At 70.6% G+C, this 25,358-nt stretch carries 26 protein-coding genes; 11 read left to right on the top strand and 15 right to left on the bottom strand.

Going from position 1 to position 25,358, the window contains the following annotated elements:
* Positions 1-4 precede the first annotated feature (4 nt).
* Genes BW982_RS03090 through tkt form a run of 3 tightly spaced genes read right to left on the bottom strand, consistent with a single transcriptional unit; the run spans position 5 to position 4,866 of the window.
* Complete coding sequence (locus BW982_RS03090; RefSeq protein ID WP_076490606.1) at positions 5-1,630, bottom strand: hypothetical protein; 1,626 nt, start codon at positions 1,628-1,630, stop codon at positions 5-7.
* On the bottom strand, positions 1,627-2,748 hold the full coding sequence (gene tal, locus BW982_RS03085; RefSeq protein WP_076490605.1) for a transaldolase: 1,122 nt from the start codon (positions 2,746-2,748) through the stop codon (positions 1,627-1,629). Before tal ends, BW982_RS03090 begins: the two co-directional genes overlap by 4 nt.
* 18 nt (positions 2,749-2,766) lie before the next feature.
* A complete protein-coding gene (gene tkt / locus BW982_RS03080; protein ID WP_076491803.1) occupies positions 2,767-4,866 on the bottom strand; it encodes a transketolase in 2,100 nt (699 codons plus the stop codon).
* 229 nt (positions 4,867-5,095) lie between these two features.
* Here tkt and BW982_RS03075 point away from each other — a divergent pair, with 229 nt between their 5' ends.
* Positions 5,096-6,022 (top strand): heme o synthase, encoded by a 927-nt coding sequence (locus tag BW982_RS03075; protein ID WP_076490604.1) that lies wholly within the window; start codon positions 5,096-5,098, stop codon positions 6,020-6,022.
* Between the two features lie 68 nt (positions 6,023-6,090).
* Here the strand turns inward: BW982_RS03075 and BW982_RS03070 are convergent, their stop codons facing one another.
* Together BW982_RS03070 and BW982_RS03065 are read right to left on the bottom strand one after the other, a co-directional pair.
* Complete coding sequence (locus BW982_RS03070; RefSeq protein WP_076490603.1) at positions 6,091-6,597, bottom strand: hypothetical protein; 507 nt, start codon at positions 6,595-6,597, stop codon at positions 6,091-6,093.
* Positions 6,598-6,708: 111 nt separating this feature from the next.
* Entirely contained in the window at positions 6,709-7,677 is a 969-nt protein-coding gene (locus tag BW982_RS03065; protein ID WP_076490602.1) for a COX15/CtaA family protein, read from the bottom strand.
* Positions 7,678-7,934: 257 nt separating this feature from the next.
* Here BW982_RS03065 and sufB point away from each other — a divergent pair, with 257 nt between their 5' ends.
* The 7 genes from sufB to BW982_RS03030 all read left to right on the top strand — a co-directional run bounded on the left by sufB (position 7,935) and on the right by BW982_RS03030 (position 14,288).
* Positions 7,935-9,353 carry a Fe-S cluster assembly protein SufB gene (gene sufB / locus BW982_RS03060; protein ID WP_076490601.1) on the top strand — a complete coding sequence of 473 codons (1,419 nt, stop codon included), beginning with the start codon at positions 7,935-7,937 and terminating at the stop codon, positions 9,351-9,353.
* A complete protein-coding gene (gene sufD / locus BW982_RS03055) occupies positions 9,354-10,547 on the top strand; it encodes a Fe-S cluster assembly protein SufD (protein ID WP_076490600.1) in 1,194 nt (397 codons plus the stop codon).
* Positions 10,544-10,873, top strand: coding sequence for a non-heme iron oxygenase ferredoxin subunit (locus BW982_RS03050; protein ID WP_076490599.1), 330 nt, complete (start codon positions 10,544-10,546; stop codon positions 10,871-10,873). Before sufD ends, BW982_RS03050 begins: the two co-directional genes overlap by 4 nt.
* Positions 10,874-10,919: 46 nt before the next feature.
* Positions 10,920-11,690: a Fe-S cluster assembly ATPase SufC gene (gene sufC / locus BW982_RS03045; RefSeq protein ID WP_063257896.1), complete on the top strand. Its 771-nt coding sequence runs from the start codon at positions 10,920-10,922 to the stop codon at positions 11,688-11,690.
* A 9-nt stretch (positions 11,691-11,699) separates the two neighbouring features.
* A complete protein-coding gene (locus tag BW982_RS03040) occupies positions 11,700-12,029 on the top strand; it encodes a metal-sulfur cluster assembly factor (protein WP_013586729.1) in 330 nt (109 codons plus the stop codon).
* A gap of 105 nt (positions 12,030-12,134) precedes the next feature.
* Positions 12,135-13,292 (top strand): MalY/PatB family protein, encoded by a 1,158-nt coding sequence (locus BW982_RS03035; RefSeq protein WP_076490598.1) that lies wholly within the window; start codon positions 12,135-12,137, stop codon positions 13,290-13,292.
* 66 nt (positions 13,293-13,358) lie between these two features.
* The gene (locus BW982_RS03030) at positions 13,359-14,288 is read left to right on the top strand and encodes a siderophore-interacting protein (RefSeq protein WP_076490597.1); all 930 of its coding nucleotides are present in this window, start codon (positions 13,359-13,361) and stop codon (positions 14,286-14,288) included.
* Between the two features lie 48 nt (positions 14,289-14,336).
* Here BW982_RS03030 and BW982_RS03025 read toward each other — a convergent pair whose 3' ends face one another.
* From BW982_RS03025 to BW982_RS03010, 4 genes are read right to left on the bottom strand one after another with little or no spacing between them, the layout of a single operon-like run.
* Positions 14,337-15,161: an ABC transporter ATP-binding protein gene (locus BW982_RS03025; protein WP_076490596.1), complete on the bottom strand. Its 825-nt coding sequence runs from the start codon at positions 15,159-15,161 to the stop codon at positions 14,337-14,339.
* A 46-nt stretch (positions 15,162-15,207) separates the two neighbouring features.
* Positions 15,208-16,266: a FecCD family ABC transporter permease gene (locus tag BW982_RS03020; RefSeq protein ID WP_175611013.1), complete on the bottom strand. Its 1,059-nt coding sequence runs from the start codon at positions 16,264-16,266 to the stop codon at positions 15,208-15,210.
* Entirely contained in the window at positions 16,263-17,309 is a 1,047-nt protein-coding gene (locus BW982_RS03015; RefSeq protein ID WP_076490595.1) for a FecCD family ABC transporter permease, read from the bottom strand. The genes BW982_RS03020 and BW982_RS03015 overlap by 4 nt, the downstream gene beginning before the upstream one ends.
* A gap of 25 nt (positions 17,310-17,334) precedes the next feature.
* Positions 17,335-18,369 (bottom strand): iron-siderophore ABC transporter substrate-binding protein, encoded by a 1,035-nt coding sequence (locus BW982_RS03010; protein WP_076490594.1) that lies wholly within the window; start codon positions 18,367-18,369, stop codon positions 17,335-17,337.
* 177 nt (positions 18,370-18,546) lie between these two features.
* Here BW982_RS03010 and BW982_RS03005 point away from each other — a divergent pair, with 177 nt between their 5' ends.
* Positions 18,547-20,145, top strand: coding sequence for an ABC-F family ATP-binding cassette domain-containing protein (locus BW982_RS03005; protein ID WP_076490593.1), 1,599 nt, complete (start codon positions 18,547-18,549; stop codon positions 20,143-20,145).
* A gap of 48 nt (positions 20,146-20,193) precedes the next feature.
* Here the strand turns inward: BW982_RS03005 and BW982_RS03000 are convergent, their stop codons facing one another.
* From BW982_RS03000 to BW982_RS02985, 4 genes are all read right to left on the bottom strand, one after another.
* Positions 20,194-21,093, bottom strand: a complete 900-nt coding sequence (locus BW982_RS03000) for an SURF1 family cytochrome oxidase biogenesis protein (RefSeq protein WP_076490592.1) — start codon at positions 21,091-21,093, stop codon at positions 20,194-20,196.
* Between the two features lie 135 nt (positions 21,094-21,228).
* Positions 21,229-21,435, bottom strand: a complete 207-nt coding sequence (locus BW982_RS02995; protein WP_076490591.1) for a hypothetical protein — start codon at positions 21,433-21,435, stop codon at positions 21,229-21,231.
* Positions 21,432-21,800: a DUF3099 domain-containing protein gene (locus tag BW982_RS02990; RefSeq protein ID WP_076490590.1), complete on the bottom strand. Its 369-nt coding sequence runs from the start codon at positions 21,798-21,800 to the stop codon at positions 21,432-21,434. Before BW982_RS02990 ends, BW982_RS02995 begins: the two co-directional genes overlap by 4 nt.
* Positions 21,801-21,843: 43 nt before the next feature.
* Positions 21,844-22,455: a DUF4190 domain-containing protein gene (locus BW982_RS02985; RefSeq protein WP_076490589.1), complete on the bottom strand. Its 612-nt coding sequence runs from the start codon at positions 22,453-22,455 to the stop codon at positions 21,844-21,846.
* A gap of 133 nt (positions 22,456-22,588) precedes the next feature.
* On the opposite strand from BW982_RS02985, the gene fabG reads away from it, so the two are divergent.
* Positions 22,589-23,299 carry a 3-oxoacyl-ACP reductase FabG gene (gene fabG, locus BW982_RS02980; protein WP_076490588.1) on the top strand — a complete coding sequence of 237 codons (711 nt, stop codon included), beginning with the start codon at positions 22,589-22,591 and terminating at the stop codon, positions 23,297-23,299.
* A 76-nt stretch (positions 23,300-23,375) separates the two neighbouring features.
* Here fabG and BW982_RS02975 read toward each other — a convergent pair whose 3' ends face one another.
* Both BW982_RS02975 and serB read right to left on the bottom strand, forming a co-directional pair.
* Entirely contained in the window at positions 23,376-24,047 is a 672-nt protein-coding gene (locus BW982_RS02975) for an alpha/beta fold hydrolase (protein ID WP_076490587.1), read from the bottom strand.
* A gap of 48 nt (positions 24,048-24,095) precedes the next feature.
* Positions 24,096-24,737 carry a phosphoserine phosphatase SerB gene (gene serB, locus BW982_RS02970; protein ID WP_076490586.1) on the bottom strand — a complete coding sequence of 214 codons (642 nt, stop codon included), beginning with the start codon at positions 24,735-24,737 and terminating at the stop codon, positions 24,096-24,098.
* 102 nt (positions 24,738-24,839) lie between these two features.
* Here serB and BW982_RS02965 point away from each other — a divergent pair, with 102 nt between their 5' ends.
* On the top strand, positions 24,840-25,313 hold the full coding sequence (locus tag BW982_RS02965; RefSeq protein WP_076490585.1) for an S-ribosylhomocysteine lyase: 474 nt from the start codon (positions 24,840-24,842) through the stop codon (positions 25,311-25,313).
* Positions 25,314-25,358: the final 45 nt, after the last annotated feature.

Genomic DNA, 25,358 nt, shown 5'->3' with positions numbered 1-25,358 from the left:
GCTTCTACTGCGCCGCCTCGAAGAGTGAGAGCACCTCGACCTGCGGGTCGGTGAGCGTGAGCGTGACGACGGGACGGCCGTGGCCCTCCGCCAGCACGCTCGCGTCGCCCGCGGCCTGTGCGTTGATGAGCTGACCGAACGTGAACGGGCGACCGGGGATCTCGAGGTCGACGTCGGTGCGTTCGGTGATCTGAAGGAAGACGCCGGTGGCGGGTCCGCCCTTGTGGTACTGGCCCGTCGAGTGGAGGAACCGGGGTCCCCACCCGAATGTCGTCGGGCGACCGGAGTCGGCCGCGACGAGCTCTCGCAGTCCCGCGAGCTGCGGGACATCGAGGCGGTTCACGTACGCCTGGACGCTGACGTAGCCGTCGGCCGGGACGAGCGCCCACAGGGCGTCGAGCACGCTGGCGAGCGTGCCCCCGGATGCCAGTGCGGGGTCCGACACGCGGACCTCGACGCCGTCGAGCACGAGCGCCGGTGCCGCCGGCTCCGGACGCTCCTCGAGCAGACCGCGCGCGGCGACCTTCGCCGCCTCCACGTCGGGCTGGTCGAACGGGTCGATGCCGAGCAGGCGCCCGGCGATCGCCGTCGCGTACTCCCAGACGACGAACTGGGCGCCCAGCGAGCCGCTCACGAGGATCTCGCCCTCGTGACGGTCGAACAGGTGGAACGCGTCGGCGTGATCGACGAAGCGCACGACCTGCAGGTCGGCGGGCTTCGACTCGAGTTCGGGGGAGACGGGCAGCAGGACGACGGGGAGGATCCCCGTCCCGTCCTTCCCGGTCGACTCGGCGACGAGCTGCTCGATCCAGTCCGGGAGCCCCGGAAGGTGGCTGCCGTCGGTGACGAGCCCGAGCTTGTCGCGGCGCGATGCGCCGCCGCCCGCGATCGCCGCCGCGAGGACCAGCGCCGGGTTCTCCGGCGAGTCGATCGCGACCTCGAGGAGGGTGGCATCCGCTTCGTCGAGCAGGTCGTCGATGTCGACGCCGGCGAGACCCGCCGGCACGAGCCCGAAGGCGGTGAGCGCCGAGTAACGGCCGCCGACGGTGGGGTCGGCGGTGAAGACGCGGTACCCGTCGGCGCGCGCCGCCTGATCGAGCGGCGAGCCGGGGTCGGTCACCACGACGATGCGTTCCGCGGGGTCGATGCCGAGGTCGCGGTAGGCGGCCTCGAACGCGCGCCGGGCCGAATCCGTCTCGATGGTCGACCCGGACTTGCTCGAAACGACGAGCACGGTCTCGCGCAGCCCGCCGGCTTCGGCGTCGCCGTCGATGGCGGCGAGGACCTGGCCGGGCGCGGTCGAGTCGAGGATCACCAGCGGCACACCGGCGGAACGCGCGATCACCTCGGGCGCGAGCGACGAGCCGCCCATCCCGGCCAGCACGACGCGGGTCACGCCCTGCGCGACGAACTCGTCGCGCAGGGCGGTGATCTCGGGCACGAGCGGACGCGAGACGGAGACCGCCTGCACCCACCCGAGCCGACGGGATGCCTCATCCTCGGCCGCGGGACCCCACAGGCTGGAGTCCCCGGCCGTGATGCCGGACGCGACGAGCGAATCGACCAGCGCCGGGAGCTCGGCGTGGACGACCGACTCGACGTGGCCGGTGACCTTGACGGCGAACGTCACTTCGCGGCCTGGGCGCTTCCGGCCTCGAGCGCGGTGGCGACGGTCTGCTGCAGCTCGTGCCACGAGGCGATGAACTTCTCGACGCCCTCGTCCTCGAGCGCCTGCGTCGCGTCGGCGAAGTCGACGCCGACCGCGGCGAGCTGGTCGAAGACCTCGTGGGCCTCGGCGTACGCACCGGTGATGGTGTCGCCGGTGATGACACCGTGGTCGAACGTCGCCTCGAGCGTCTTCTCGGGCATGGTGTTGACCGTGCCCGCCGCGACGAGCTCGGTCACGTAGAGGGTGTCGGGCAGCGCCGGGTCCTTGACGCCGGTCGAGGCCCACAGCGGACGCTGGACCGTCGCACCGGCGGCGAGGAGCTCCTTCGCGCGGTCCTCGGCGAACTTCTGCTCGTAGAGCTCGTACGCCAGGCGCGCGTTGGCGAGACCCGCCTTGCCCTTCAGGGCGGCGGCCTCGTCGGTGCCGATCGCGGCGAGGCGCTTGTCGACCTCGGTGTCCACGCGCGAGACGAAGAACGACGCGACCGACTGGAGGGTCGAGATGTCGTGCCCTGCGTCCCGGGCCTTCTCGACTCCGGCGAGGTAGGCGTCGATGACCTCGGCGTACCGCTCGAGGCTGAAGATCAGCGTGACGTTGACGGAGATGCCCGCGCCGATGACCTCGGTGATGGCGGGGAGGCCGGCCTTGGTCGCGGGGATCTTGATGAGGACGTTCGGGCGGTCGACCCGCGCGGACAGGTCCTTCGCCTGCGCGACGGTCGCCTCGGTGTCGTGGGCGAGGTCGGGGGAGACCTCGATCGACACGCGGCCGTCGACGCCGCCGGTGGACTCGAACACGGGGAGGAAGATGTCGCAGGCGTCGCGCACGTCGTCGGTCGTGATCGAGAAGATCGCCTCGTCGACGCCGGCGCCCTGGGCGGCGAGCTCGCGGACCTGACCCTCGTACGCCTCGCCCTTCGAGAGCGCGCCGGCGAAGATCGTCGGGTTGGTGGTCACGCCGACGACGTTGCGGGACTGGATGAGTTCGGCGAGGTTGCCGGACTGGATGCGCTGACGCGAGAGGTCGTCGAGCCAGATGCTGACGCCCGCGGCGGACAGGTCTTCGGTGGGAGTGCTCATGTGTCTGTTCTCCTCGGGTTACTTCTGGGCCGCGGCGAGCGACTCGCGCGCAGCCTCGACGACGGCCTCAGCCGTGATGCCGAACTTCTGGAAAAGGGTCTTGTAGTCGGCCGACGCGCCGAAGTGCTCGATCGCGACCGAGCGTCCGGCGTCGCCGACGATGCCGTGCCAGCTGAGCGCGGAGCCGGCCTCGACCGACACGCGCGCCTTCACGGAGGAGGGCAGCACGGACTCGCGGTACGCCTCGTCCTGCTCGGCGAACCATTCCAGCGACGGCGCCGACACGACGCGGGCGTGGATGCCCTCGGCGGCGAGCGTCTCGCGGGCCTGGACGGCCAGCTGCACCTCGGAGCCGGTGGCGATGAGGAGGACGTCGGGCTCGCCGTTTGCCGCCTCGGCCAGCACGTACGCTCCCTTGACCGCGTTCTCGGCGGAGGCGAACTCGTCGCCCGAAGCCGCGCCCTCGCCGCGCTCGAACACGGGGATGTTCTGACGCGTGAGCGCGATGCCGGAGGGGCCCGCGGTGCGGCGCAGCATCTCGAGCCACACGACCGCGGTCTCGTTGGCATCCGCCGGACGCACCATCGTGAAGTTCGGGATCGCGCGGAGCGTCGCGAGCTGCTCGATCGGCTGGTGCGTCGGACCGTCCTCACCGAGGGCGACCGAGTCGTGCGTCCAGACGAAGATCGTGGGGATGTTCATCAGGGCGGCCAGACGCACCGGCGGGCGCATGTAGTCGCTGAAGATGAGGAACGTGCCGCCGAACGGACGCGTCGGGCCGTGGAGCACGATGCCGTTGAGGATCGCGCCCATCGCGTGCTCGCGGATACCGAAGTGCAGCACCCGGCCGTAGGGGTCGCCGGACCACTCGTGCGTCGACCACGAGGTCGGGATGAAGGACTTGGCATCCTTGATCGTGGTCAGGTTGGACTCGGCGAGGTCGGCCGAACCGCCCCACAGCTCGGGGAGCTCGGCGGCGAGGGCGTTGATCACGGTGCCCGAAGCGGCACGGGTCGACACGTCCTTGCCGGCCGCGAAGGCGGGGAGGGCGTCGGCGATGCCGGCGGGCAGCTCGCGCGCCTGCAGGCGATCCCACAGCTGCTTGCGCTCGGGGTGCGCTTCGGCCCAGGCGTCGAACTTCTGCTGCCAGGCGGCCTTTTCGGCTTCGCCGCGCTTCACCAGTTCGCGGGTGTGGGCGATGACGTCGTCGGCGACCGCGAAGTGCTGTTCGGGGTCGAAGCCGAGCACCTCCTTCGTGGCCTTCAGCTCGTCGGCGCCCAGCGCGGAGCCGTGGATCTTGCCGGAGTTCTGCTTGCCGGGGGAGGGCCACCCGATGATCGTCTTGAGGATGATGAGCGAGGGCTTGCTCGTCTCGCCCTTGGCGGCCTCGATCGCGGAGTGGAGCTCGGCGACGTCTTCGACGTACTGGCCGGTCTTCTTCCAGTCGACGGTCTGGACGTGCCAGCCGTAGGACTCGTAGCGCTTCGCGACGTCCTCCGTGAAGGCGACGTTGGTGTCGTCCTCGATGGAGATCTGGTTGGAGTCGTAGATCGCGATGAGGTTGCCGAGCTCCTGGTGGCCGGCGAGCGAGGAGGCCTCGCTGGTCACGCCCTCCTGGAGGTCGCCGTCACCGGCGATCACATAGACGTAGTGGTCGAAGGGGCTCTCGCCGGCAGGGGTCTCGGCGTCGAAGAGACCCCGCTCGTAGCGGGCGGCGTACGCGAACCCGACGGAGGAGGCGAGACCCTGGCCGAGGGGGCCGGTGGTGATCTCGACGCCCGCCGTGTGACCGTACTCGGGGTGGCCGGGAGTGAGGGATCCCCACGTGCGCAGCGCCTCGAGGTCGCTCAGCTCGAGGCCGAACCCGCCGAGGTAGAGCTGGACGTACTGCGTCAGCGAGGAGTGCCCCGCCGAGAGGATGAAGCGGTCGCGGCCGGGCCAGTGCGTGTCGGCCGGGTCGTGGCGCAGGACGCGCTGGTAGAGCAGGTAAGCGGCCGGTGCGAGAGACATCGCGGTGCCGGGGTGTCCGTTCCCCACCTTCTCGACGGCATCCGCCGCCAGAACGCGTGCGGTGTCCACCGCGCGCCGATCGATCTCATCCCATTCGAAGTCCGACAACACGGTGCCTTTCTCGTCACTTTGCGCCCGGGTCACGATCCGACGCCGCACTCGACGCCGTAGGAGCGGGAGTGGGGTGGGGTGGTCGGCGCGGGGCGCGCGTTCATCGCCAGCATACCGAGAACGTGCGAACGCCCGAGACTGTTCCCGAGGGGGTCGACAGTCGGCCGGAGGTGTGGTGGGGATGCCATAGAATCGGAGGGATTCGCACGCTCTACCCCGGGGGACGATGGACATCTCGACGACGTCGCACGTCACTGCGACGACCGATCGCCGCTCTCTCGGACGCACGGTCCGCGCCTACGTCGCGTTGACGAAGCCTCGTGTGCTGGAGCTGCTGCTGGTCACGACCGTCCCGGTCATGATCCTCGCCGCGCGCGGTCTGCCCGACATCTGGCTCATCTTCGCGACCGTCATCGGCGGCTCGCTGAGCGCCGGTTCGGCGGCCGCGTTCAACATGTACCTCGACCGCGACATCGACGCGCACATGCAGCGCACCGAGAACCGGCCGCTCGTCACCGGCGAGGTGTCGCCCCGCGGCGCGCTGACGTTCGCCTGGACCCTGGCCGCGGTCTCCACCGTGTGGCTCTGGGTGTTCACCAACCCGCTCGCGGCCGGCCTGTCGGCGGCGGCCATCTTCTTCTACGTCGTGATCTACACGATGATCCTCAAGCGCCGCACCGAGCAGAACATCGTGTGGGGCGGGATCGCGGGCTGCTTCCCGGTGCTCATCGGCTGGTCCGCCGTGACGGGCTCGCTCTCGTGGGCGCCGTTCATCCTCTTCGCGTTGGTGTTCCTCTGGACGCCGCCGCACTACTGGCCGCTGTCGATGAAGTACGCCGACCAGTACGACGACGTCGACGTGCCGATGCTGGGTGCCACCCGCAGCGGGTCGCAGGTCGGACTGCAGGTGATCCTGTACGCCTGGGCGACGGTGGCGTGTTCGCTGCTGCTGATCCCCGTGGCATCCATGGGTCTGGTCTACAGCGTGTCCGCGCTGGTCTTCGGCGGCTGGTTCGTCTACGAGTCGCACCGCCTCTACTCGCGCGCCGTGCAGGGCGGAGAGCCCCGCCCGATGCGCGTGTTCCACGCGTCGATCACCTATCTGACACTGCTCTTCGTGGCGATCGCGGTCGACCCGCTCCTCCCGTTCTGAGCCCACCCGGTCCACGCGAAAACGCCCGCCCCCGTGAGGGAGCGGGCGTTTCGCGTCGTGCGGGGCGATCAGGCGCGCGGGGTCTCGTCGCCCGTGTCGAGCTTCGGGGCGTCGTGGCTCGCCGCGGCGGCCTCGGCGGGAGCCGGAGCGTCCGACGGGGTCTCGATGTCGGCATCCTCGAGGACGAGGGGGGCGGCCGGGGCGGTCGTCGTCGCGGCGGCGACGTTGGGAGCGGCCACGCTGGGAGCGGCGACGAACGGCGCGCTCTCGTCGTCGCTGGTCCAGTCGATCGTCTCGACCGCGACGTCGGCGCGCGGGCGCGTGGACACCACGGCGGCGACGGCGAGCGTCGCGACGAGTCCGATGGCGCCGGCGCCGATCACGGCGGCGCCGACGATCGCCCACGACTGGGCGACGTAGACCGTGACGACGGTCGCATTCGGGTCGTTCAGCACCGCTTGCATCGCGTCGATCTGCTGGAAGACGATGACCAGTCCGCCGATCACGGAGGCCAGGGATAGCACCAGGAGCACCCAGAACGGGATGCTGGTCACCAGGCGGGGGCGGGTCTGCATGGAAGAACTCCTTCGATCTCCGGGCGCGGTCGGCACCGGAGCGTCCACAGTCTCGCACTGATCGGTGCGTCGCCTCTGGGCCCTCGATGAATCCCCTATGAGGGGCTAGGGTCAGCGCCGCGCTGCGGACACCGTGTCGCGCGCGTCGGTGCGGGGCGCCGCAGCGGGAGCCTTCAGGCGGAGCACGACGACGGTCATGGCCGCGGCGGCGAGGGCGGCGAGCACCATGTGGACGCCGACGGCGAGTTCGGGCAGGCCGTTGCGCGCCTGGTAGAGGCCCACCGCGATCTGCACCACCTCCACCGCGAGCAGGGCGGTCGCCCAGCGCCGCACGGGCAGCTGCAGACGCCACGCGAGCACCACGATCACGAGGGTCAGGGCGAACAGGGCGTAGCCGGGCCAGGAGTGCACGTGCTCGAGGACTTCGGCGTCGAAGCCGTTGCGCTGCACCGCCGCCGCGTCGCCCGAGTGGGGACCGGCGCCCGTGGTGAGGACGCCGAAGACGACGGTGAGGGCGAGTACGCCGGTGGTGGCGTGCACCAGTCCCGCGAACCAGGCGGGGACGACGCGCTCGCGCGGCCCGGCCGGGAGGTACATGAGCGTGAGGAACGCCGCGCACACCGTGACGAGTGCGACCGAGGCGATGTAGTGGAAGCCCACGATGAAGGGGTTCAGGCCCGTGAGGACCGTGATGCCGCCGACGACGGCCTGAGCGACGATCCCGCCGAGCACGACGGCGGCGAGGATGAACATCGCGCGCCGCTCGTGGCGCAGACGCCACATCAGGACCAGGACGGCGAGGGCCAGGATGCCGACGAGGCCGGTGAGCGTCCGGTTCCCGAATTCGATGATCCCGTGGATCCCCATCTCGGGGGTGTTCACGAGCGAGTCGGCGGTGCAGCGCGGCCACGTGGGGCAGCCGAGGCCCGATCCGGTCAGCCGGACGGCGCCGCCCGTGCCGATGATCAGCACCTCCGCCACGAAGGACAGCCACGCGAGGACGCGGACGCGACGGTCGATCGTCGCGGGCAGCCAGTCGACGACGCGTCGGAGGACGCGGGGGGACGAAGCGGTGGACATGCGCGCAGCCTCCTGGCGGCGGGGCGCTCGGGCGGGCCGCGAGGGTTGCGCGTGCCGTGCCGGGAGCGGGCGTTGCCTGTAGAATCGAAGGGTCTTCCGGTGCAGCGCTCGCGCGCCTCGCACCTCTGACAGTCTAGGCGCGCAGCCAGCGCCTTCGAGCGGGCCCACCAGCGACGTTCCTGTGACTCCGACCGGAGTCCGTCGCGGAATGCCGGGGCGGATGACACCGTTGCGGCCCGAGAAGGAGAGTGACCACCATGTCCGATGTACTCATCGACCGACCAGAGCTCGAGGGCCTGGGGCAATACGAGTTCGGCTGGCACGACACGGATGCCGCGGGCGCGATCGCGCAGCGCGGTATCAACGAAGACGTCGTCCGGGGCATCTCCGCCCTGAAGTCCGAGCCCGAGTGGATGCTGAAGACGCGCCTCAAGGGCTATCAGCTCTTCGGCCGCAAGCCCATGCCCACGTGGGGTGCCGACCTGTCGGAGATCGACTTCGACAACATCAAGTACTTCGTGCGCTCGACCGAGAAGCAGGCGCAGTCGTGGGAGGACCTCCCCGAGGAGATCCGGAACACGTACGAGAAGCTCGGCATCCCCGAGGCGGAGCGTCAGCGTCTCGTCGCCGGCGTGGCCGCGCAGTACGAGTCCGAGGTCGTCTACCACCAGATCCGGGAAGACCTCGAGCAGCAGGGTGTCATCTTCATGGACACGGACACCGCGCTCAAGGAGCATCCCGAGTTCTTCGAGGAGTACTTCGGCACGGTCATCCCGGCCGGCGACAACAAGTTCGCCGCCCTCAACACGGCCGTGTGGTCGGGCGGCTCCTTCGTCTACGTCCCCAAGGGCGTGCACGTCGAGATCCCGCTCCAGGCGTACTTCCGCATCAACACCGAGAACATGGGTCAGTTCGAGCGGACCCTGATCATCGCGGACGAAGACAGCTACGTGCACTACATCGAGGGCTGCACCGCCCCGATCTACAAGAGCGATTCGCTCCACTCGGCCGTGGTCGAGATCATCGTGAAGAAGAACGCCCGCGTGCGCTACACGACGATCCAGAACTGGTCGAACAACGTCTACAACCTCGTCACCAAGCGCGCGGTCGCGCACGAGGGCGCGACGATGGAGTGGGTCGACGGCAACATCGGCTCCAAGGTGACGATGAAGTATCCGTCGATCTACCTGATGGGCGAGCACGCCAAGGGCGAAACGCTCTCGGTCGCCTTCGCGGGTCCCGGGCAGCACCAGGACGCCGGCGCGAAGATGATCCACATGGCGCCGTACACGCAGTCCTCGATCGTGTCGAAGTCCATCGCCCGCGGTGGCGGTCGCGCCGGCTACCGCGGCGAGGTCCGAGTGGATGCCAACGCCCACCACTCCGCGAACACCGTGCGCTGCGATGCGCTGCTGGTCGACACGATCTCTCGCTCCGACACGTACCCCGCGATCGACATCCGCGTGGACGACGTCCAGCTCGGTCACGAGGCCACCGTCTCGAAGGTCAGCGAGGAGCAGCTGTTCTACCTGCAGTCCCGCGGGCTCCCGGAAGACGAAGCCATGGCGATGATCGTGCGCGGCTTCATCGAGCCGATCGCCCGCGAGCTCCCCATGGAGTACGCCCTCGAACTCAACAAGCTCATCGAGATGGGCATGGAAGGATCCGTAGGCTAAATGTCGACTGCGACCCAGACCCCCGCCGCTGCGGCGGAGGGTCATATCGATCCTGCCGCCCTCGTGGCATCCGTCGTTCCCGTCCAGACGCGGTCCGAGCGCCCGACCTCTTTCGATCCCGCCGACTTCGGCACGCCCACCGGCCGTGAGGTCAACTGGAAGCTGAGCCCGATCAGCCGCCTCGCGCCGCTGTTCGTGGACCAGGCGGGCCCCGAGGGCATCATGCGCGTCGAGGTGACCGCCCCGGACGCGGTGGAGCAGCTGCGCCTCGCCGTCGGGGAGGCCCCGCGTGGTGAGCACTTCCGGCCGGAAGACCTGCCCGCCGCGTTGGCGTGGGCCCACGAGCCCGAGGCGCCCCTGCTGCGGATCCCCGCGAACGTCGAGCTGGACGAGCCCATCGTCGTCCGCCTCACCGGTACCGGCGGCCTCGCGCACGCCCACGTCGTGATCGAGGCGCAGCCGAACTCGCGCGGCACGGTCGTGCTCCGTCACGAGGGCAGCGTCCATCACGCGCAGAACGTCGAGATCCTCGTCCGCGACGGCGCCGACCTCACGGTCGTCTCGGTGCAGCGCTGGGACGACGACGCGGTGCACGCCTCCTCGCACCAGGCGCGCGTGGACCGCGACGCGAAGCTGACCCATGTCGTGGTGAGCTTCGGCGGCGGGGTCGTGCGCGTCAACCCGTCGGTGGAGCTGGCCGGTCCCGGTGCCGAGGGGCGCCTGTACGGCCTGTCGTTCGCCGACGCCGGTCAGCACCTCGAGTCGCAGGTCTACCTGCACCACAAGGGCCCGCACACCGTCGGCGACGTGCTCTACAAGGGCGCGCTGCAGGGCGAGAGCGCGCGCAGCGTCTGGATCGGTGACGTCCTCATCGGACCGGATGCCACCGGCACCGACTCCTATGAGGCCAACCGCAACCTCGTGCTCACCGACGGCGCCCGCGCCGACTCGATCCCGAACCTCGAGATCGAGACCGGCGACATCCAGGGTGCCGGACACGCGAGCGCGACCGGTCGTTTCGACGACGAGCAGCTCTTCTACCTGCAGGCCCGCGGCATCGCCGAGGGCGAGGCGCGCCGTCTGGTCGTGCTCGGCTTCCTCAGCGAGATCGTCCAGCGCATCGGCATCCCCGAGCTCGAGACCGAGCTGATCGAGGCCATCGAGCGCGAGCTGGCCGAGGGAGCCGCGGCGTGAGCGCCTCCCGCGTCTGCGGGCTCAGCGAGCTCGTGCAGGACGAGGCCCGCCGGGTCGAGGTGGACGGCGTCGCCATGGCGGTCGTGCTCGACGGCAACGGCGAGGTCCACGCCATCGGCGACGTCTGCACGCACGGCGACATCTCGCTCTCCGACGGTTTCGTCGAGGGCGAGACGCTCGAGTGCTGGGCGCACGGATCCGCGTTCTCGCTGCGGACCGGCCACCCCCTGAACCTCCCGGCCTTCGAGCCGGTTCCCGTGTACGAGGTCGTGATCGACGGCGACGACGTGCTCATCGACCCCGCCGTGACCAAGGCGTCGGCCTGACGGCCGCGCCCTCCACGACTCCCCGAACTACCGAGTAAGGAACACCATGTCTGTCCTCGAGATCCGCGACCTCCACGTGACGGTCGAGACGGATGCCGGCACGACCCCGATCCTCAACGGTGTGACGCTGACGCTGCGCACCGGCGAGACCCACGCCATCATGGGCCCCAACGGCTCCGGCAAGTCGACCCTGGCGTACACGATCGCCGGTCACCCGAAGTACACCGTCACGAGCGGCTCCATCACCCTCGACGGTGAGGACGTCCTCGAGATGAGCGTCGACGAGCGAGCGCGTGCCGGTCTCTTCCTCGCGATGCAGTACCCGGTGGAGATCCCCGGCGTCACCGTGACGAACTTCCTGCGCACCGCCAAGACCGCGATCGACGGCGAGGCGCCGGCGATCCGCACCTGGACCAAGGACGTCAAGGGCGCCATGGAGAACCTGCGGATGGATGCCAAGTTCGCCCAGCGCAACGTCAACGAGGGCTTCTCCGGCGGCGAGAAGAAGCGTCACGAGATCCTCCAGCTCGAGCTGCTGAAGCCGAAGATCGCGGTGCTCGACGAAACCGACTCGGGCCTCGACGTCGACGCGCTCAAGATCGTGTCGGAGGGCGTGAACCGGGCGAAGGAGAACACCGATCTCGGCGTGCTCCTCATCACCCACTACACCCGCATCCTCCGCTACATCCGCCCCGACTTCGTCCACGTCGTCGTCAAGGGCCGGATCGTCGAAGAGGGCGGCCCCGAGCTCGCCGACCGTCTCGAGGAAGAGGGTTACGACCGTTTCCTCGAGGCCGGTGCGCCGGTCGACGCGTAAGATCGTTACATGACCGCAACGCTCGCTCCCGAGAAGTACGACGAGGTCACCGAGGCCCTCAAAGACGTCATGGACCCCGAGCTGGGCATCAACGTCGTCGACCTGGGCCTCATCTACGACCTCGCGTGGGACGACGAGAACGACGCGCTCGTCATCCACATGACCCTGACGTCGGCGGGCTGCCCCCTCACCGACGTCCTCGAGGAGCAGACGGCCCAGGCCCTCGACAACGTCGTGGACCGCTTCCGCATCAACTGGGTCTGGATGCCGCCGTGGGGTCCGGAACGGATCACCGACGACGGCCGCGACATGATGCGCGCCCTCGGTTTCGCGATCTGAACACGCTCATCGAACGCCCATCCCGGGACCACCGGGGTGGGCGTTCGTGTTTCCCTCTCTGACGCCGGATTCCTCGGCATCCGGGGCTCTCATTAGGCTTTCGGGATGAGCGTCCGCCCTCTGCAAGCCCTGCCGCTCGAACTGCTGCGACAGCGTTCGAGCACGAAGTGGAGATCTTACGGGGACGACGTGATCCCGATGTTCGTCGCCGAGACGGATTTCCCGCTCGCCCCGGCGATCACCGCCGCTCTTGCGCGCGCGGTCGAGATCGGCGACACGGGATACACGCCGCCGCGGCCGGGCATCGACCTCGACTTCGCGGATTTCGCCGAGCGCCGGTGGGCGTGGCGCCCCGACCCCGCGCGCATCCGCTGGACCGGCGACGTCATGATGGGCGTCGTCGAGGTGCTCCGCGCCGTGACCTCGCCGGGGGACCGGGTCGTGGTCACGCCGCCGGTGTACCCGCCGTTCTACGACACCGTGGAAGAGGCGGGTGCGGTCGTCGAGCGCGTCCCGCTGCGCGACACGGGGGAGCGGTGGGAGCTCGATCTCGAGGGGATCGAGCAGGCCCTGGCCGCGGGTGCGCGCTCCGTCCTGCTGTGCAACCCGCACAACCCGACCGGCACCGTCCACACCCGCGAGTCGCTCGCCGGGCTCGCGCGACTCGCGCACCGCTACGGCGCCACGGTCGTCAGCGACGAGATCCACGCGCCGCTGACCCACGCGCCGGCGGTGTTCATTCCCTTCCTGGACGCCGCCCCCGAAGCGGCGGCCGTCGGGTACACCGTGACGAGCGCGAGCAAGACCTACAACCTCGCCGGTCTCAAGTGCGCGGTCATCGTGACGGGGTCGGATGAGACCGCTGCCGTCGTGCGGGCGCTGCCGTGGGAGGTCGAGTGGCGGGCGGGGCTGTTCGGGGTCATCGCCAACCGCGCCGCGTTCGCCCCGGAGAGCGATGCGTGGCTCGCACAGCTCCTCGTGGCGCTGGACGACAACCGTCGGCTGCTCGCCGACCTGCTCGCCGAGCACCTTCCGCTCGCGCGGTACCGTGTGCCCGAGGCGGGGTTCCTCGCGTGGGTCGATGTCTCCGCTTACGGCTGGGGCGACAACCCGGCGCCGTTCGTACGGCGCGAGGCGAAGGTCGCGCTGCATCACGGCCCGCTGTTCGGTGCGGAGGGTGTGGGGCACGTGCGCATCAACGTGGGCTGTGCTCCGGAGGTTCTGCGCGAGGCGATCGCGCGGATCGGCGCGCTCGTCGGGTAGTTCGGCGGCGACCTTTCGCGACGTCTCCGCGTGGCATCCGAGGATAGGTAAGGATATCCTTATCCCGTGAAGACAGCCACGCGTCCCGCCTACCGCCCGTACGTCGCCGTGGTGAAGGAGGCCCGTCGACTGTCTCCGCACTTCGCGCGCATCACCTTCACGTCGCCCGACTTCGAGGTCTTCGGTACCGATCGTCGCGATCAGCGCGTGAAGCTCGTGCTGCCCGGACCGGACGGCACCCTGTGCGACATCGGCCAGACCGACCCCGTCGCCATCGACAACGGTGAGTGGTACACGCGGTGGCGCGACCTCCCCGACGAGGAACGGATGCCGTTCCGCACCTACACCGTGCGCCGGATCGACTCCGAGGCCCTCGAGCTCGACATCGACTTCGTCCTGCACCACGACGCCGGCCCCGCCGGAGCGTGGGCCGAAGCCGCGACGACCGGAGACCGGATCCTCGTGGTCGGGCCCGACGCCCGCAGCGCCGAGTCCGCGCAGGGCATCGACTTCCACCCCGGCACCGCTCAGCGCCTGCTCCTCGCCGGGGATGAGACCGCCGCTCCGGCGATCTGCGCGATCCTCGAGGGGCTCGGCCCCGGGTTCGTCGTCGACGCGTTCATCGAGGTCCCGACCGTCGACGACGCCCTTCCCCTGGCAGCCGGCTCCGCGCGCGTGGAGTGGCTCGCACGGGACGACCGCCCGCACGGGGAGGCCCTCATCGAGGCGGTCGAGGCCTGGGCTGCGGCATCCGGAGACGTGCTCGCCCGCGCGGCCGCGCCGCGCCCGCAGGAGCTGGACGACATCGACGTCGACGTGGAGCTGCTGTGGGACAGCCCCGCCGACGCCGAGGGCGAGTTCTACGCCTGGATCGCGGGGGAGTCGCAGACCGTGAAGGTGCTGCGACGACTCCTCGTCCAGGGCTCCGGTGTCGACCGCAAGCGCGTGGCGTTCATGGGCTACTGGCGCGCCGGACAGGTCGAGCGCACCGAGTGAGGGTCAGCCCGACGCCCGTTCGGGCGTCGGGCGTCGCCCGGCCGGTCCTCAGGCCCGGGCCTGCTCCGGCTCGACGACCGTGTGATGGCGGCCGATCGGGATGACCATGGGGCGGCCGGTGAGCGGGTCGGGGACCACGCGGCTGTCCAGTCCGAACACGTCCCGCACCGTCTGCTCCGTGATGACCTCGCCGGGGTCTCCGGCGGCGATCACCCGGCCCCCGGCCATCGCGACGAGGTGGTCGGCGTACCGTGCGGCGAGGTTGAGATCGTGCAGCACCATCGCGACCGTGGTCCCGCGTTCGCGGTTCAGGTCGGTCAGCAGGTCGAGCACGTCGATCTGGTGGCTGATGTCGAGGAACGTCGTGGGCTCGTCCAGCAGGAGGACGTCGGTCTCCTGGGCGAGTGCCATCGCGATCCACACGCGCTGGCGCTGTCCACCGCTGAGCTCGTCGACGTGCCGGTCGGCCAGGTGCGCGGTGTCGGTGGCCTCCAGCGCCCGCGCGACGGCCGCGTCGTCGGCGCGCGTCCAGCGGGCGAGGGCGCCCTGGTGCGGATGCCGTCCCCGGCTGACGAGGTCGGACACCGCGATGCCGTCCGGCGCGACCGGTGACTGGGGGAGGAGCCCCAGCACGCGCGCGACCTGTTTCGTCGGCATCCGGTGGATGGCCTTGCCGTCCAGGAGCACGTGACCGCTCGTCGGGGCGAGCAGCCGCGCCATCGCCTTCAGCAGCGTCGACTTGCCGCAGGCGTTCGCGCCGACGATCGCGGTCACCCGCCCCGGGGGCAGGCGGAGGTCGAGCGCGTCGACGATGGTGCGGTCGCCGTAGCCGAGGGTGACGCCCTCGGCGTGGAGAGTGCGTTCGGTGGTCATCGTCGGGGTCCTTCTCCGTCGGGGCGGGTGCGGGGAGGGGGCGTCGTCATAGCGCGGTCCCCCCGGAGCGACTGCTGCGCACGAGCAGGTGGATGAGGTAGGGCGCCCCGAGCACGCCGGTGATGACGCCGACCGGAAGTCGCGTACCGAACGCATACTGCGCGCAGTAGTCGGCCACGAGGACGAGGAGGGCGCCGACGAGGCCGGCGGGGAGGACGGGCGAGCCCACGGGCCCGAGGACCCGGACGGCGATCGGTCCGGCCAGGAACGACACGAACGCGATCGGGCCCGCCGCCGCGGTTCCGAACGCCAGCAGACCCACCGCGGCGACGATGAGCAGCAGCCGGCTGCGCTCGACGGGAAGGCCGAGGGCGGCGGCGGTGTCGTCGCCCATCCGCAGGATCTCGAGTCGCCGGGCCAGGACCAGCAGCACGGGCCCCAGCACGAGCACCGCGCCGACGACGGGCAGCGCGCGGGCCCAGGTGGCGTCGTTGAGGTTGCCGGTGATCCAGCGCATCGCGGCGGGGAGGTCGTATTCGGCGGCGCGGGCGATCACGTAGGACACCACCGCCTGGCACATCGCGGCGACGCCGATGCCGACGAGGATGAGCCGCGCCCCGGACCCGCCGTTGCGGTAGGCGAGCAGGTAGATCGCGAGGGCGGCGGCGAGGGCCGCGGCCATCGCCAGGAACGACACCGTGGTCTCGCCGAGACCGAGCACCACGATGCCGATGACGGCGGCGGCGCTCGCGCCGGTGTTGATCCCGATGACGTCCGGGCTCGCGAGGGCGTTGCGCAGCATCGTCTGGAACACGACGCCACCCATCCCGAAGCAGAGTCCCGTGAACAGTGCGGTCGTGGCACGGGGCAGCCGCAGCTCGCCCACCGTGAAGGACGCGCCCGGGACGCGCTGACCGGTGAGGACGCCCCACACCTCGGCGGGGGAGTAGAAGGTCTGGCCGAGCATCAGCGACAGCGCGAATGCGGCGACGACGAGCACCGCCAGGATGCCGGTGACCAGCGCCCAGCGCCGGCGGCGGCGCCGCCGACCGGAGGAGACGGATGCCAGGGCCGAGGGGGCGGCGGGGGTCAGGATCGCGCTCACAGGGCTCGCATCCTCTGCCGACGCACCAGGGCGATGAAGAACGGCGCGCCCAGGAGCGCGGTGACGATGCCGACCTCGATCTCGTCCGGACGGGCGACGACGCGTCCGATGACGTCGGCCAGGGTGAGGAGGGCCGCACCGCCGAGCGCGGAGACCGGGAGGAGCCAGCGGTGATCCACGCCGACGACGAGTCGGATCATGTGCGGCACGACGAGGCCGACGAAGCCGATCGGACCGGCGACGGCGGTGGCCGCGCCGCACAGGATCACCGCGCCGGCGGAGGAGACCAGGCGGGCGGTGCGCACGCGGGCGCCGAGCCCGGCGGCGAGCTCGTCGCCGAGCGCCAGGGTGTTCAGCGCGGAGGCGCTCACGAGGCAGATGAGCAGTCCCACCAGCAGGAACGGGAAGACTTGGAGGATCGTCTCGGGGGTCGCGCCCCCCACACCGCCGACCTGCCAGAACCGGAAGACGTTCATCACGGCGGTGTTCGGCAGCAGGATGGCACTGGTCAACGAACTGAAGGCGACCGCGGTCACCGCACCGGCGAGTGCCAGCCGCAGGGGCGTCGCGCCGCCGCGGCCGAGGGAGCCGATGGCGTAGACGAGGACGGCGGCGGCTCCGGCCCCCGCCATCCCCACCCACACGTAGGAAGTGGCCGAACCGAGACCGAAGAATGCGATTCCGGTCACGATCGCGAGAGCGGCCCCGCCGTTGATGCCGAGGATCTGCGGGTCGGCGAGCGGGTTGCGCGTGGCCCCCTGCAGAACTGCACCGGAGACGGCGAGCGCGCCGCCCACGAGGATGGCGAGCAGCGTACGGGGGACCCGTTTGGCGACGGCCGCGGCCGACGCGGTGTCGGTGGAACCGGTGAGTCCCGCCCAGACGTCCGCCGGTGCGACATCGCGTGCGCCGAAGGTCACCGACAGCACGGCGGCGACCACGAGCACCACGATCAGGGCCGCGAGGCCCACGACCCGGCGCCGCCCCCAGCGACGCGGACGGGCGTCGCCGGGGGCGGTCGGAGTCGGAGCGAGGACGGTCATCGCGTCGACGGGTGGGGGATCCGCATCAGGACGCGGCCTTCTGGGCCGCGGCGCCGACGAGGCCGATGTACTCGTCGCCCAGCTGCGTGCCGATCGAGAGCGGGCTGGGGTTCGCGACCGCCGCGAGCGAGGTGTCGTCGGGCAGCATCACGACCGCGCCGGAAGCGATGGCGGGGATCCGCGACCACAGCGGGTCCGCCTGGAGCTGGGCGAGCGTGGCGTCGGTTCCGTAGCCGACGAGGGTGTTCACGTCGGAGAAGTTCTCGATCTGCTCGGCGCTCTGGGTGAACCAGAAGGTCTCGCCGTCGGCGCTGGAGGTCTCGACCGCCGACGAGGGCGTCATTCCGAACTCGCTCAGGTACATCGCCCGCGGGTCCTTCAGCGAGTAGTAGCCGACGGTGCTGAGGTCGGTGGGGTCGATGTACGTGAACATCTGCTTCATGCCCGCCAGCGCCGGGTACTTCGCGGTCTCGTCGGCGACGTGCTTCTCAAGGTCGGCGATGAGGTCCTGCGCCTGCGTCTCGCGGCCGAGGGCCTTGGCATCCGTCAGGGTCATGTCCTGCCAGGTGGTGCCCCAGGCGATCTCCGGGTACGCCACCACGGGGGCGATCTTGCTGAGGGTGTCGTACTGCTCCTGGGTCATGCCCGAGTACGCGCCGAGGATGACGTCGGGCTTCGCGTCGGCGATCGCCTCGTAGTCGAAGCCGTTGGTCTCGTCCATGAGGGTCGGGGTCTCGGCGCCGAGCTCGTCGAGCTTGTCCTTCACCCAGGGGAGGAGTCCGTCGCCGTCCTCGTCGCCCCAGGTGACCTTGGGCATTGCGACGGGCACGACACCGAGAGCGAGGGCGGCTTCCTGGTTGCCCCAGCTCACCGTCACGACGCGCTTCGGTTCGCTCTCGATGGTCGTCTCGCCGAAGGCGTGGTCGATCGTCACGGGGAACGAGCCGTCGGCGGCCGTGGAGGCGTCCTGCGTGCCCGGGGCGGCGGAGGTGCCGGCGCAGCCGGTCAGGACGAGGGCCGTGGCGGCGGCGAGAGCAGCCAGCGCGCGGAAACGGGACACAGAGGACCTCCTGCGAGTTAGGTAAGGATAGGCTTAGTTTAGATCACGGTCTCGTCGCGACCGCAAACCCGGGGTCGCCGGAACGTCTCGACGGCGAGGCAATCCGCACGCGCCGTATACTGGGTGGCTGGCCATCATCGGCCGCCTTCCCTTTCCTTCGACGAACGGACGTCTGCTGTGCTCGCCGTGCACGATCTCGAGATCCGCGTCGGCGCGCGCGTGCTGATGTCGGAGGTGTCGTTCCGCGTCTCGGACGGCGACAAGATCGGCCTCGTGGGCCGCAACGGCGCGGGGAAGACGACACTCACCAAGGTCCTCGCGGGCGACCTGCTGCCCGCGAACGGCGGCGTCGACCGCAGCGGCGAGCTCGGCTACCTCCCGCAGGATCCGCGTTCGGGTGACCCCGAGATGCTGGCGCGCACCCGCATCCTCGACGCCCGCGGCCTCGGCTCCCTGGCTCTCGGCATGCACGAGGCGTCGCTGGCGATGGGCGACGACGACCCCGCGGTCGCGGCGAAGGCGATGAAGAAGTACGGCCGGCTCACCGAGGAGTTCGAGGCAGCCGGCGGGTACGCGGCCGAGGCGGAGGCGGCATCCATCGCCCACAACCTCTCGCTCCCCGACCGGATCCTCGACCAGCCCCTGAAGACGCTCTCGGGCGGTCAGCGCCGGCGCATCGAGTTGGCGCGCATCCTGTTCTCGGACGCGCAGACGATGATCCTCGACGAGCCGACCAACCACCTCGACGCCGACAGCGTCGTGTGGCTGCGCGAGTTCCTCAAGGGGTACAAGGGCGGGCTCATCGTGATCTCGCACGATGTCGAGCTCGTCGGCGAGACCGTGAACCGGGTGTTCTACCTGGATGCCAACCGCCAGGTCATCGACGTCTACAACATGAACTGGAAGAACTACCTGCGCCAGCGGGTGGCCGACGAGGAGCGCCGCAAGAAGGAGCGCGCCAACGTCGAGAAGAAGGCGACGGCCCTGCAGTTGCAGGCCGCGCGCTTCGGGGCGAAGGCCTCCAAGGCCGCCGCCGCGCACCAGATGGTCGCGCGCGCCGAGAAGATGCTCCAGGGCCTCGACGACGTGCGTCAGGACGAGCGGGTCGCGAAGCTCCGGTTCCCGAAGCCTGCCCCGTGCGGCAAGACGCCGCTCATGGCATCCGGTCTGTCGAAGTCCTACGGATCGCTGGAGATCTTCACCGACGTGGACCTCGCGATCGATCGCGGCTCGCGCGTCGTCATCCTGGGTCTCAACGGTGCGGGCAAGACCACCCTCCTGCGCATCCTCGCGGGCGTCGACCAGCCCGACACCGGTCAGCTCGAGCCCGGGCACGGTCTGAAGATCGGCTACTACGCCCAGGAGCACGAGAACCTCGACGTCACCCGGTCGGTGCTGGACAACATGATGTCCGCCGCCCCCGACATCACCGCGACCGAGGCCCGGAAGGTGCTCGGCTCGTTCCTGTTCGTCGGCGACGACGTGCTGAAGCCCGCCGGTGTCCTCTCGGGCGGCGAGAAGACACGCCTGTCGCTCGCGACGCTCGTGGTGTCGTCGGCGAACATGCTGCTGCTCGACGAGCCCACGAACAACCTCGACCCCGCCTCGCGCGAGGAGATCCTCGGCGCCCTGGCGCATTACGAGGGCGCGGTCGTGCTCGTGTCGCACGACGAGGGAGCCGTCGAGGCGCTCAACCCCGAGCGCGTGCTCATCCTGCCCGATGGCGTGGAAGACATCTGGGGCCGCGACTACGCGGATCTGATCACACTGGCGTAACGCCCCTTCGAGCCGAGCGGATGCCGCGGCCGCCGGGATTCTGCGCGCTCAGCGGGCGTCGAGCAGAGCGTCCTCGTCGTCGGCGTCGCGATCCTTCGGGCGTTTGCGTGCCCGGTGGAGGGCGACGGGGTCGACCCGGCGGCGCTCGTGCGGGACCTTCTCCGGCTCCGGTGTCGCCTCCGGCGCTCCGTCGCCCTCGGCATCCTCTGCCTCCTCGCGGCGGAGCTTGCGCTCGTTCACGATGACGTACGCGATGAAGCCGAACCCCATCACAGCGAACAGGATCCACTGCACCGCGTAGGAGAGGTACGGTCCGGGGTCGTTGCTGGGCGGATCGACGGGCGTCGGGGCGGTCGCCGGCGCGGGGGACTCCGACATCAACAGGCCGTACGCGCCCTGCTCGATCGGGCCCGTCTGCTCGGCGACGAGACCGAGGTTGATCGTGGGGACCTGCCCGAGCTCGGCGGTACGACCCGAGGTGGGCGCGGCTTCTTCGGGGCGCAGCCGGACTTCGACGGTCACCTCGCCCGACGGGGGTGCCGGGATCTCGTCCGGATCCGCCTGGCGATCGCCCGGCGGGAGCCAGCCGCGATCGACGAGGAACGTGCGGCCGTCGTCGAGGCGGAAGGGCACGAGCTGCTCGAAGGCCGCCGTGCCGCCGTGCGGCCGGTTGCGCACGAGGAGCTGCTCGTCGGGGAGGTATCGCCCCTCCAGGCGTACCGGGCGCCACTCGTCGGCGGGGTTCAACTCCGCGCCCGGCGCGAGCAGATCGCCGAGGGGCACGGGTGCGGCGTCGTAGTTGTCGGCCACCAGCTGCAGCTGCTCGCTGCGGTCGGCGTTGCGCGAGAACTGCCAGTTCGAGAGGAACCCGCAGGCGATGGCGAAGAGGATCGCGATGCCGACGTACATGCTCCAGCGTGCGGCCGCGGGCATCTCGCGCCCGTTCATGACGGCCCTCCCGACCGGAGTGGCTCGCGATGCGCCAGCGGGGAGCGGGCAGGACGGGGGCGCCGCGCGGCGCGCGCACTCATCTCTACAGGCCTGACCACGTCATCCAGCGTACGTCGGTCGCTGGGTCGGTGTTCACGCCGGATCCCCCGCCAGCGCGGAGACCTCAACGGGGAAGTCCCGCGCCCTCAGGAATTCGCGGAGGTACCCGACGTGCTCACCGCAGGCGACCCAGGTCTTACGGCGGTCCTCGGAATGGATGCGCGGGTTCCGCCACCGGATCGCCCACTCCGCGGGCGCGCGGCAACCGGCGCGGGAGCATTCGACGGGGGCGTCGGTCACGACCGCTCGTCGCGCGGCTGCTCGAGACGCGGAGTCTCGGCGATGCGGATGACGGTCGGCGCGTCGGAGTCGTCCACGGCGGGGGTCGACGGCGCCGCTTCGATCATGCGCTCCGGTGCGACGGCGTCGACCACGTCGGCATCCTGGCCGACGTTCGCCACGATCACGGCGAGGTAGGGGAGGAAGATCGCACCGGCGGCGAACACGAAGGTGTACCAGCCGTACGGAGTGATGAGGAACATCGCCGCGAAGCACGCAAGGCGGATCCCCATCATCACCATGTACTTGGTGAAACGGGATCCGGCGTCGTCTCCCGGAGCCTGCGGGAGCGACGTCGCTGACTGAGCGCGGGGCGATGTCTTCACGGTGAGACCCAGAGTACGCCCGTCGCGGGGTGCTCGGGCGGGATTAGGCGCCGTATCGAGACGACTGGCTCGCGGCGATCCCCACGAAGACGATGAAGAAGATCGCGATCAGGACGATCACGCCGATTCCGACCCAGCCGACGATGGTGCCGGCGAGGGCCATGCCGCGTCCCTGCTCTCCCGTGCGCTTGATCTGGCCCAGCGAGATGTGGCCGGTGATGACGGCTGCGATCGGACCGATGACCGGGATCAGCCCGATGAATCCGGCGATGGATGCCACGAGCGAGATGATCGCGAGCACGTTGGTCCGCGCGGCGGAGCCGTACGCGGCGGGGGCCGATCCGTAGGGAGTCTTCCCGTACGCCGGGGTCTGCCCGTACGCGGGCGCCTGCCCGTAGGCGGGAGCGCCGTAGGCCGGGGCCGGGGCCGCGGGAGCACCGTACGCCGGGGCCGCGGGCGCGCCGTAGGCGGGGGCAGCGGGGGCGTCGTATCCGGGGGCATCGGCGGTGGGGGCAGCGTACGACGGTGCGTCCGCGGTGGGCGCGGGCGGGACGGGCGGTGCCGGGGGAGCGGGGTACGCGGCGGCGTCGGGTGCGCCGGCGGTGGCGGGCGTGTCGCCGTCGTTGCGCGGGGCGGGGGTCTGGTCGTCGCTCACGGGCGTCCCTTTCGTCGTACTCGTGTCCAGGCTTCCAGCGCGGCGCGGGCCGTGTCAAACGCCCGAGGACCGGCGGGGCCGGGGTCGTCGGTAGGCTGGGCCGGTTCCGTCCCTCGCACCGCAGGAGTCTCACATGTCCCAGGACCGCGTCGTCGTCGTCACCGGAGGAAACCGCGGCATCGGACGAGCCATCGCCGAACGCTTCGTCACCGAGGGCTGGCGTGTCGCGGTCACCGCACGTTCGGGCGAGGGACCGGCCGGGACCCTGACGGTCCGCGCGGACGTCACCGACGCCGCCGCCGTGGACGCCGCGTTCACACAGATCGAGGCCGAGCTCGGACCGATCGCCGTGGTCGTCGCCAACGCCGGCATCACGAAGGACACGCTGCTCCTGCGGATGAGCGAGGACGACTTCGACAGCGTCGTCTCGACCAACCTGGGCGGCGCGTTCCGCGTGGTCAAGCGCGCGTCCAAGGGCATGCTCAAGGCGCGCTGGGGGCGCGTGATCCTGATCTCGAGCGTGGTCGGTCTGTACGGCTCGGCCGGGCAGATCAATTACGCCGCGTCCAAGAGCGCCCTCGTCGGCTTCGCCCGATCGCTCACCCGCGAACTCGGCGGCCGCGGCATCACCGCGAACGTCGTGGCGCCCGGGTTCATCGAGACGGACATGACCGCCGAACTGCCCGCCGACACCCAGGCCGAGTACAAGAAGAACATCCCCGCCGGTCGATTCGCCTCGGCCGACGAGGTCGCCGGTGTCGTCACGTGGCTCGCCGGCGATGACGCCGCGTACATCTCGGGCGCGGTCATCCCCGTCGACGGCGGCCTCGGGATGGGGCACTGAAGGCGGGGTTCTCCCGGCAGGCGTCGAGGGTTCGCCGCGCGCCACGCCGGGGGCTCGGCAAACCCCGCACCCCCGCTCAGCGCACCGCCTGAACCAATCGCGCGGCGAAGGCCTCGGGCTGCGAGAACTGGGGCCAGTGGCCGCTGTCCAGCGTGACGACCTCGACATCGCCGATGCGTTCGAACTCGTCGGCGAACGCGCCCCACTGGGTGAGGGCTTCGCGGATTCCGTTGTCGTCGAGCCGGCCCGACAGCACGGTCACCGGGATGTCGTGGCGCCGCTCGTCCGACAGCGGGATCGGATCGGTCGGGACGCTCCCGGGCACGTCGATCACCGACGCGGCCACACGTCTGCGCGTGTCGTCGTCGAGATCGGCGATGTCGGGCTCGTCGAAGAAGTCCCAGCCCGGGAACGGCACCACGCCGTTCTCGACGGGGAACTCCGAGATCATGGCGCCCGGGGGCGGGGGCATCGTGTCGACGAACACGACACGTGAGATGCGGTCGGGCCGCGCGTCGGCGGCTCCCCAGACGACGTTCCCCCCGCCGGAGTGTCCGACGAGCACCACGGGGCCCGCAGCGGCGTCGACGTGCGCGACGACCGCGTCGACCCAGTCGCGGATGCCGGCGTCGACGTCGGTCGGGAGGGTCAGCGGGTGCACGCGGTGCCCCGCCTCGGTGAGCGCGGGGACAACGGCATCCCACGACGATGCATCGAGCCAGAGGCCCGGAACCAGAATCACGTCCATGACGTCACTGTAGGAGGGGCCTCCGACATCGCGGAGGGCGGCGCTCGCTCAGCGAGGGAGCAGCGGGACGACCTCGGCCAGATCGACGGGGCCCACCACGAGGTCGGCCGCGGCGCGCACCGCGGGCTTGGCGTTGAATGCGAGACCGAGGCCCGCGGCCTCCATCATGCGCAGGTCGTTGGCGCCGTCGCCGATCGCGAACGTGAGCGGCATCGGCACGCCGTGTGCGGATGCCCACTCGCGCAGGGTGTCGGCCTTGGCCGTGGCATCCACGATCGGTCCGTCCACCTCTCCGGTCAGCGCGCCCTCGGCGACGACGAGCCGGTTGGCGCGCCACACATCGACGCCGAGATCGGGGGCGACGGTGTCGAGGACCTCGTGGAACCCGCCGGACACGACCCCGACCACGCCACCGCGGGCATGGACGGCGTCGATGAGGACGCGCACCCCGGGCGTCGGCTCGATGCGCGCGATCGCGCGCGAGAACGCCTCGACCGGAACCCCGGCGAGGGCGGCGACCCGCGACCGCAGGCTATCGGCGAAGTCGACCTCGCCGCGCATCGCGGCTTCCGTGGCCGCGGCCACCTCGGCCCCGCGGCCGGCTTCGTCGGCCAGGAGCTCGATGACTTCGTTGCGGATGAGGGTGTAGTCGGCGTCCAGGACGACGAGGAAACGAGCGGGTGCGGGCACGGCCTCGACCCTAGCGCGTCACGCGGCGACCCACGCGGCGCCGGCCGACGAGGTCGCGCGTACCCTGGGGATGTCTGTGCCCGCCGCCGAAAGGACCCCTCCATGGCCGACGTCGAGAGCTTCACGCTCGACCACACCGCCGTGCTCGCCCCCTACATCCGCCTCATCGGCACCGAGTCGGGTCCGCGCGGCGATGTCATCTCGAACTTCGACGTTCGGCTGGTGCAGCCGAACGAGGGCGAGATCCCGACCGCCGGCATCCACACGATCGAGCACCTGCTCGCGAGCCTCCTCCGTGACCGGATCGACGGCGTGATCGACATCTCGCCGTTCGGATGCCGCACCGGCTTCCACCTGATCATGTGGGGTGAGCCCGACCTCGGCGATGTCGTCGTCGCCGTCACCGACTCGCTCCGCGCCATCGCCGAGGACGTGGAATGGGACGACGTCCCCGGGACCGACGCGTTCAGCTGCGGCAACTACCGCGACCACAGCCTGCACACCGCCCGCGAGTGGTCCAAGGTCGTCCTGGCCCAGGGAATCAGCCGCGACGCGTTCGCGCGCGTGGGCGTCTGATCCGCTGAGACGCGGAAGGGGCGGTGACCATCGCGGTCACCGCCC

Origin of the sequence: Microbacterium sp. RURRCA19A, assembly GCF_900156455.1 — a bacterium.
Taxonomy (GTDB): domain Bacteria; phylum Actinomycetota; class Actinomycetes; order Actinomycetales; family Microbacteriaceae; genus Microbacterium.
This window is presented reverse-complemented; position numbering and strand designations above follow the sequence as displayed.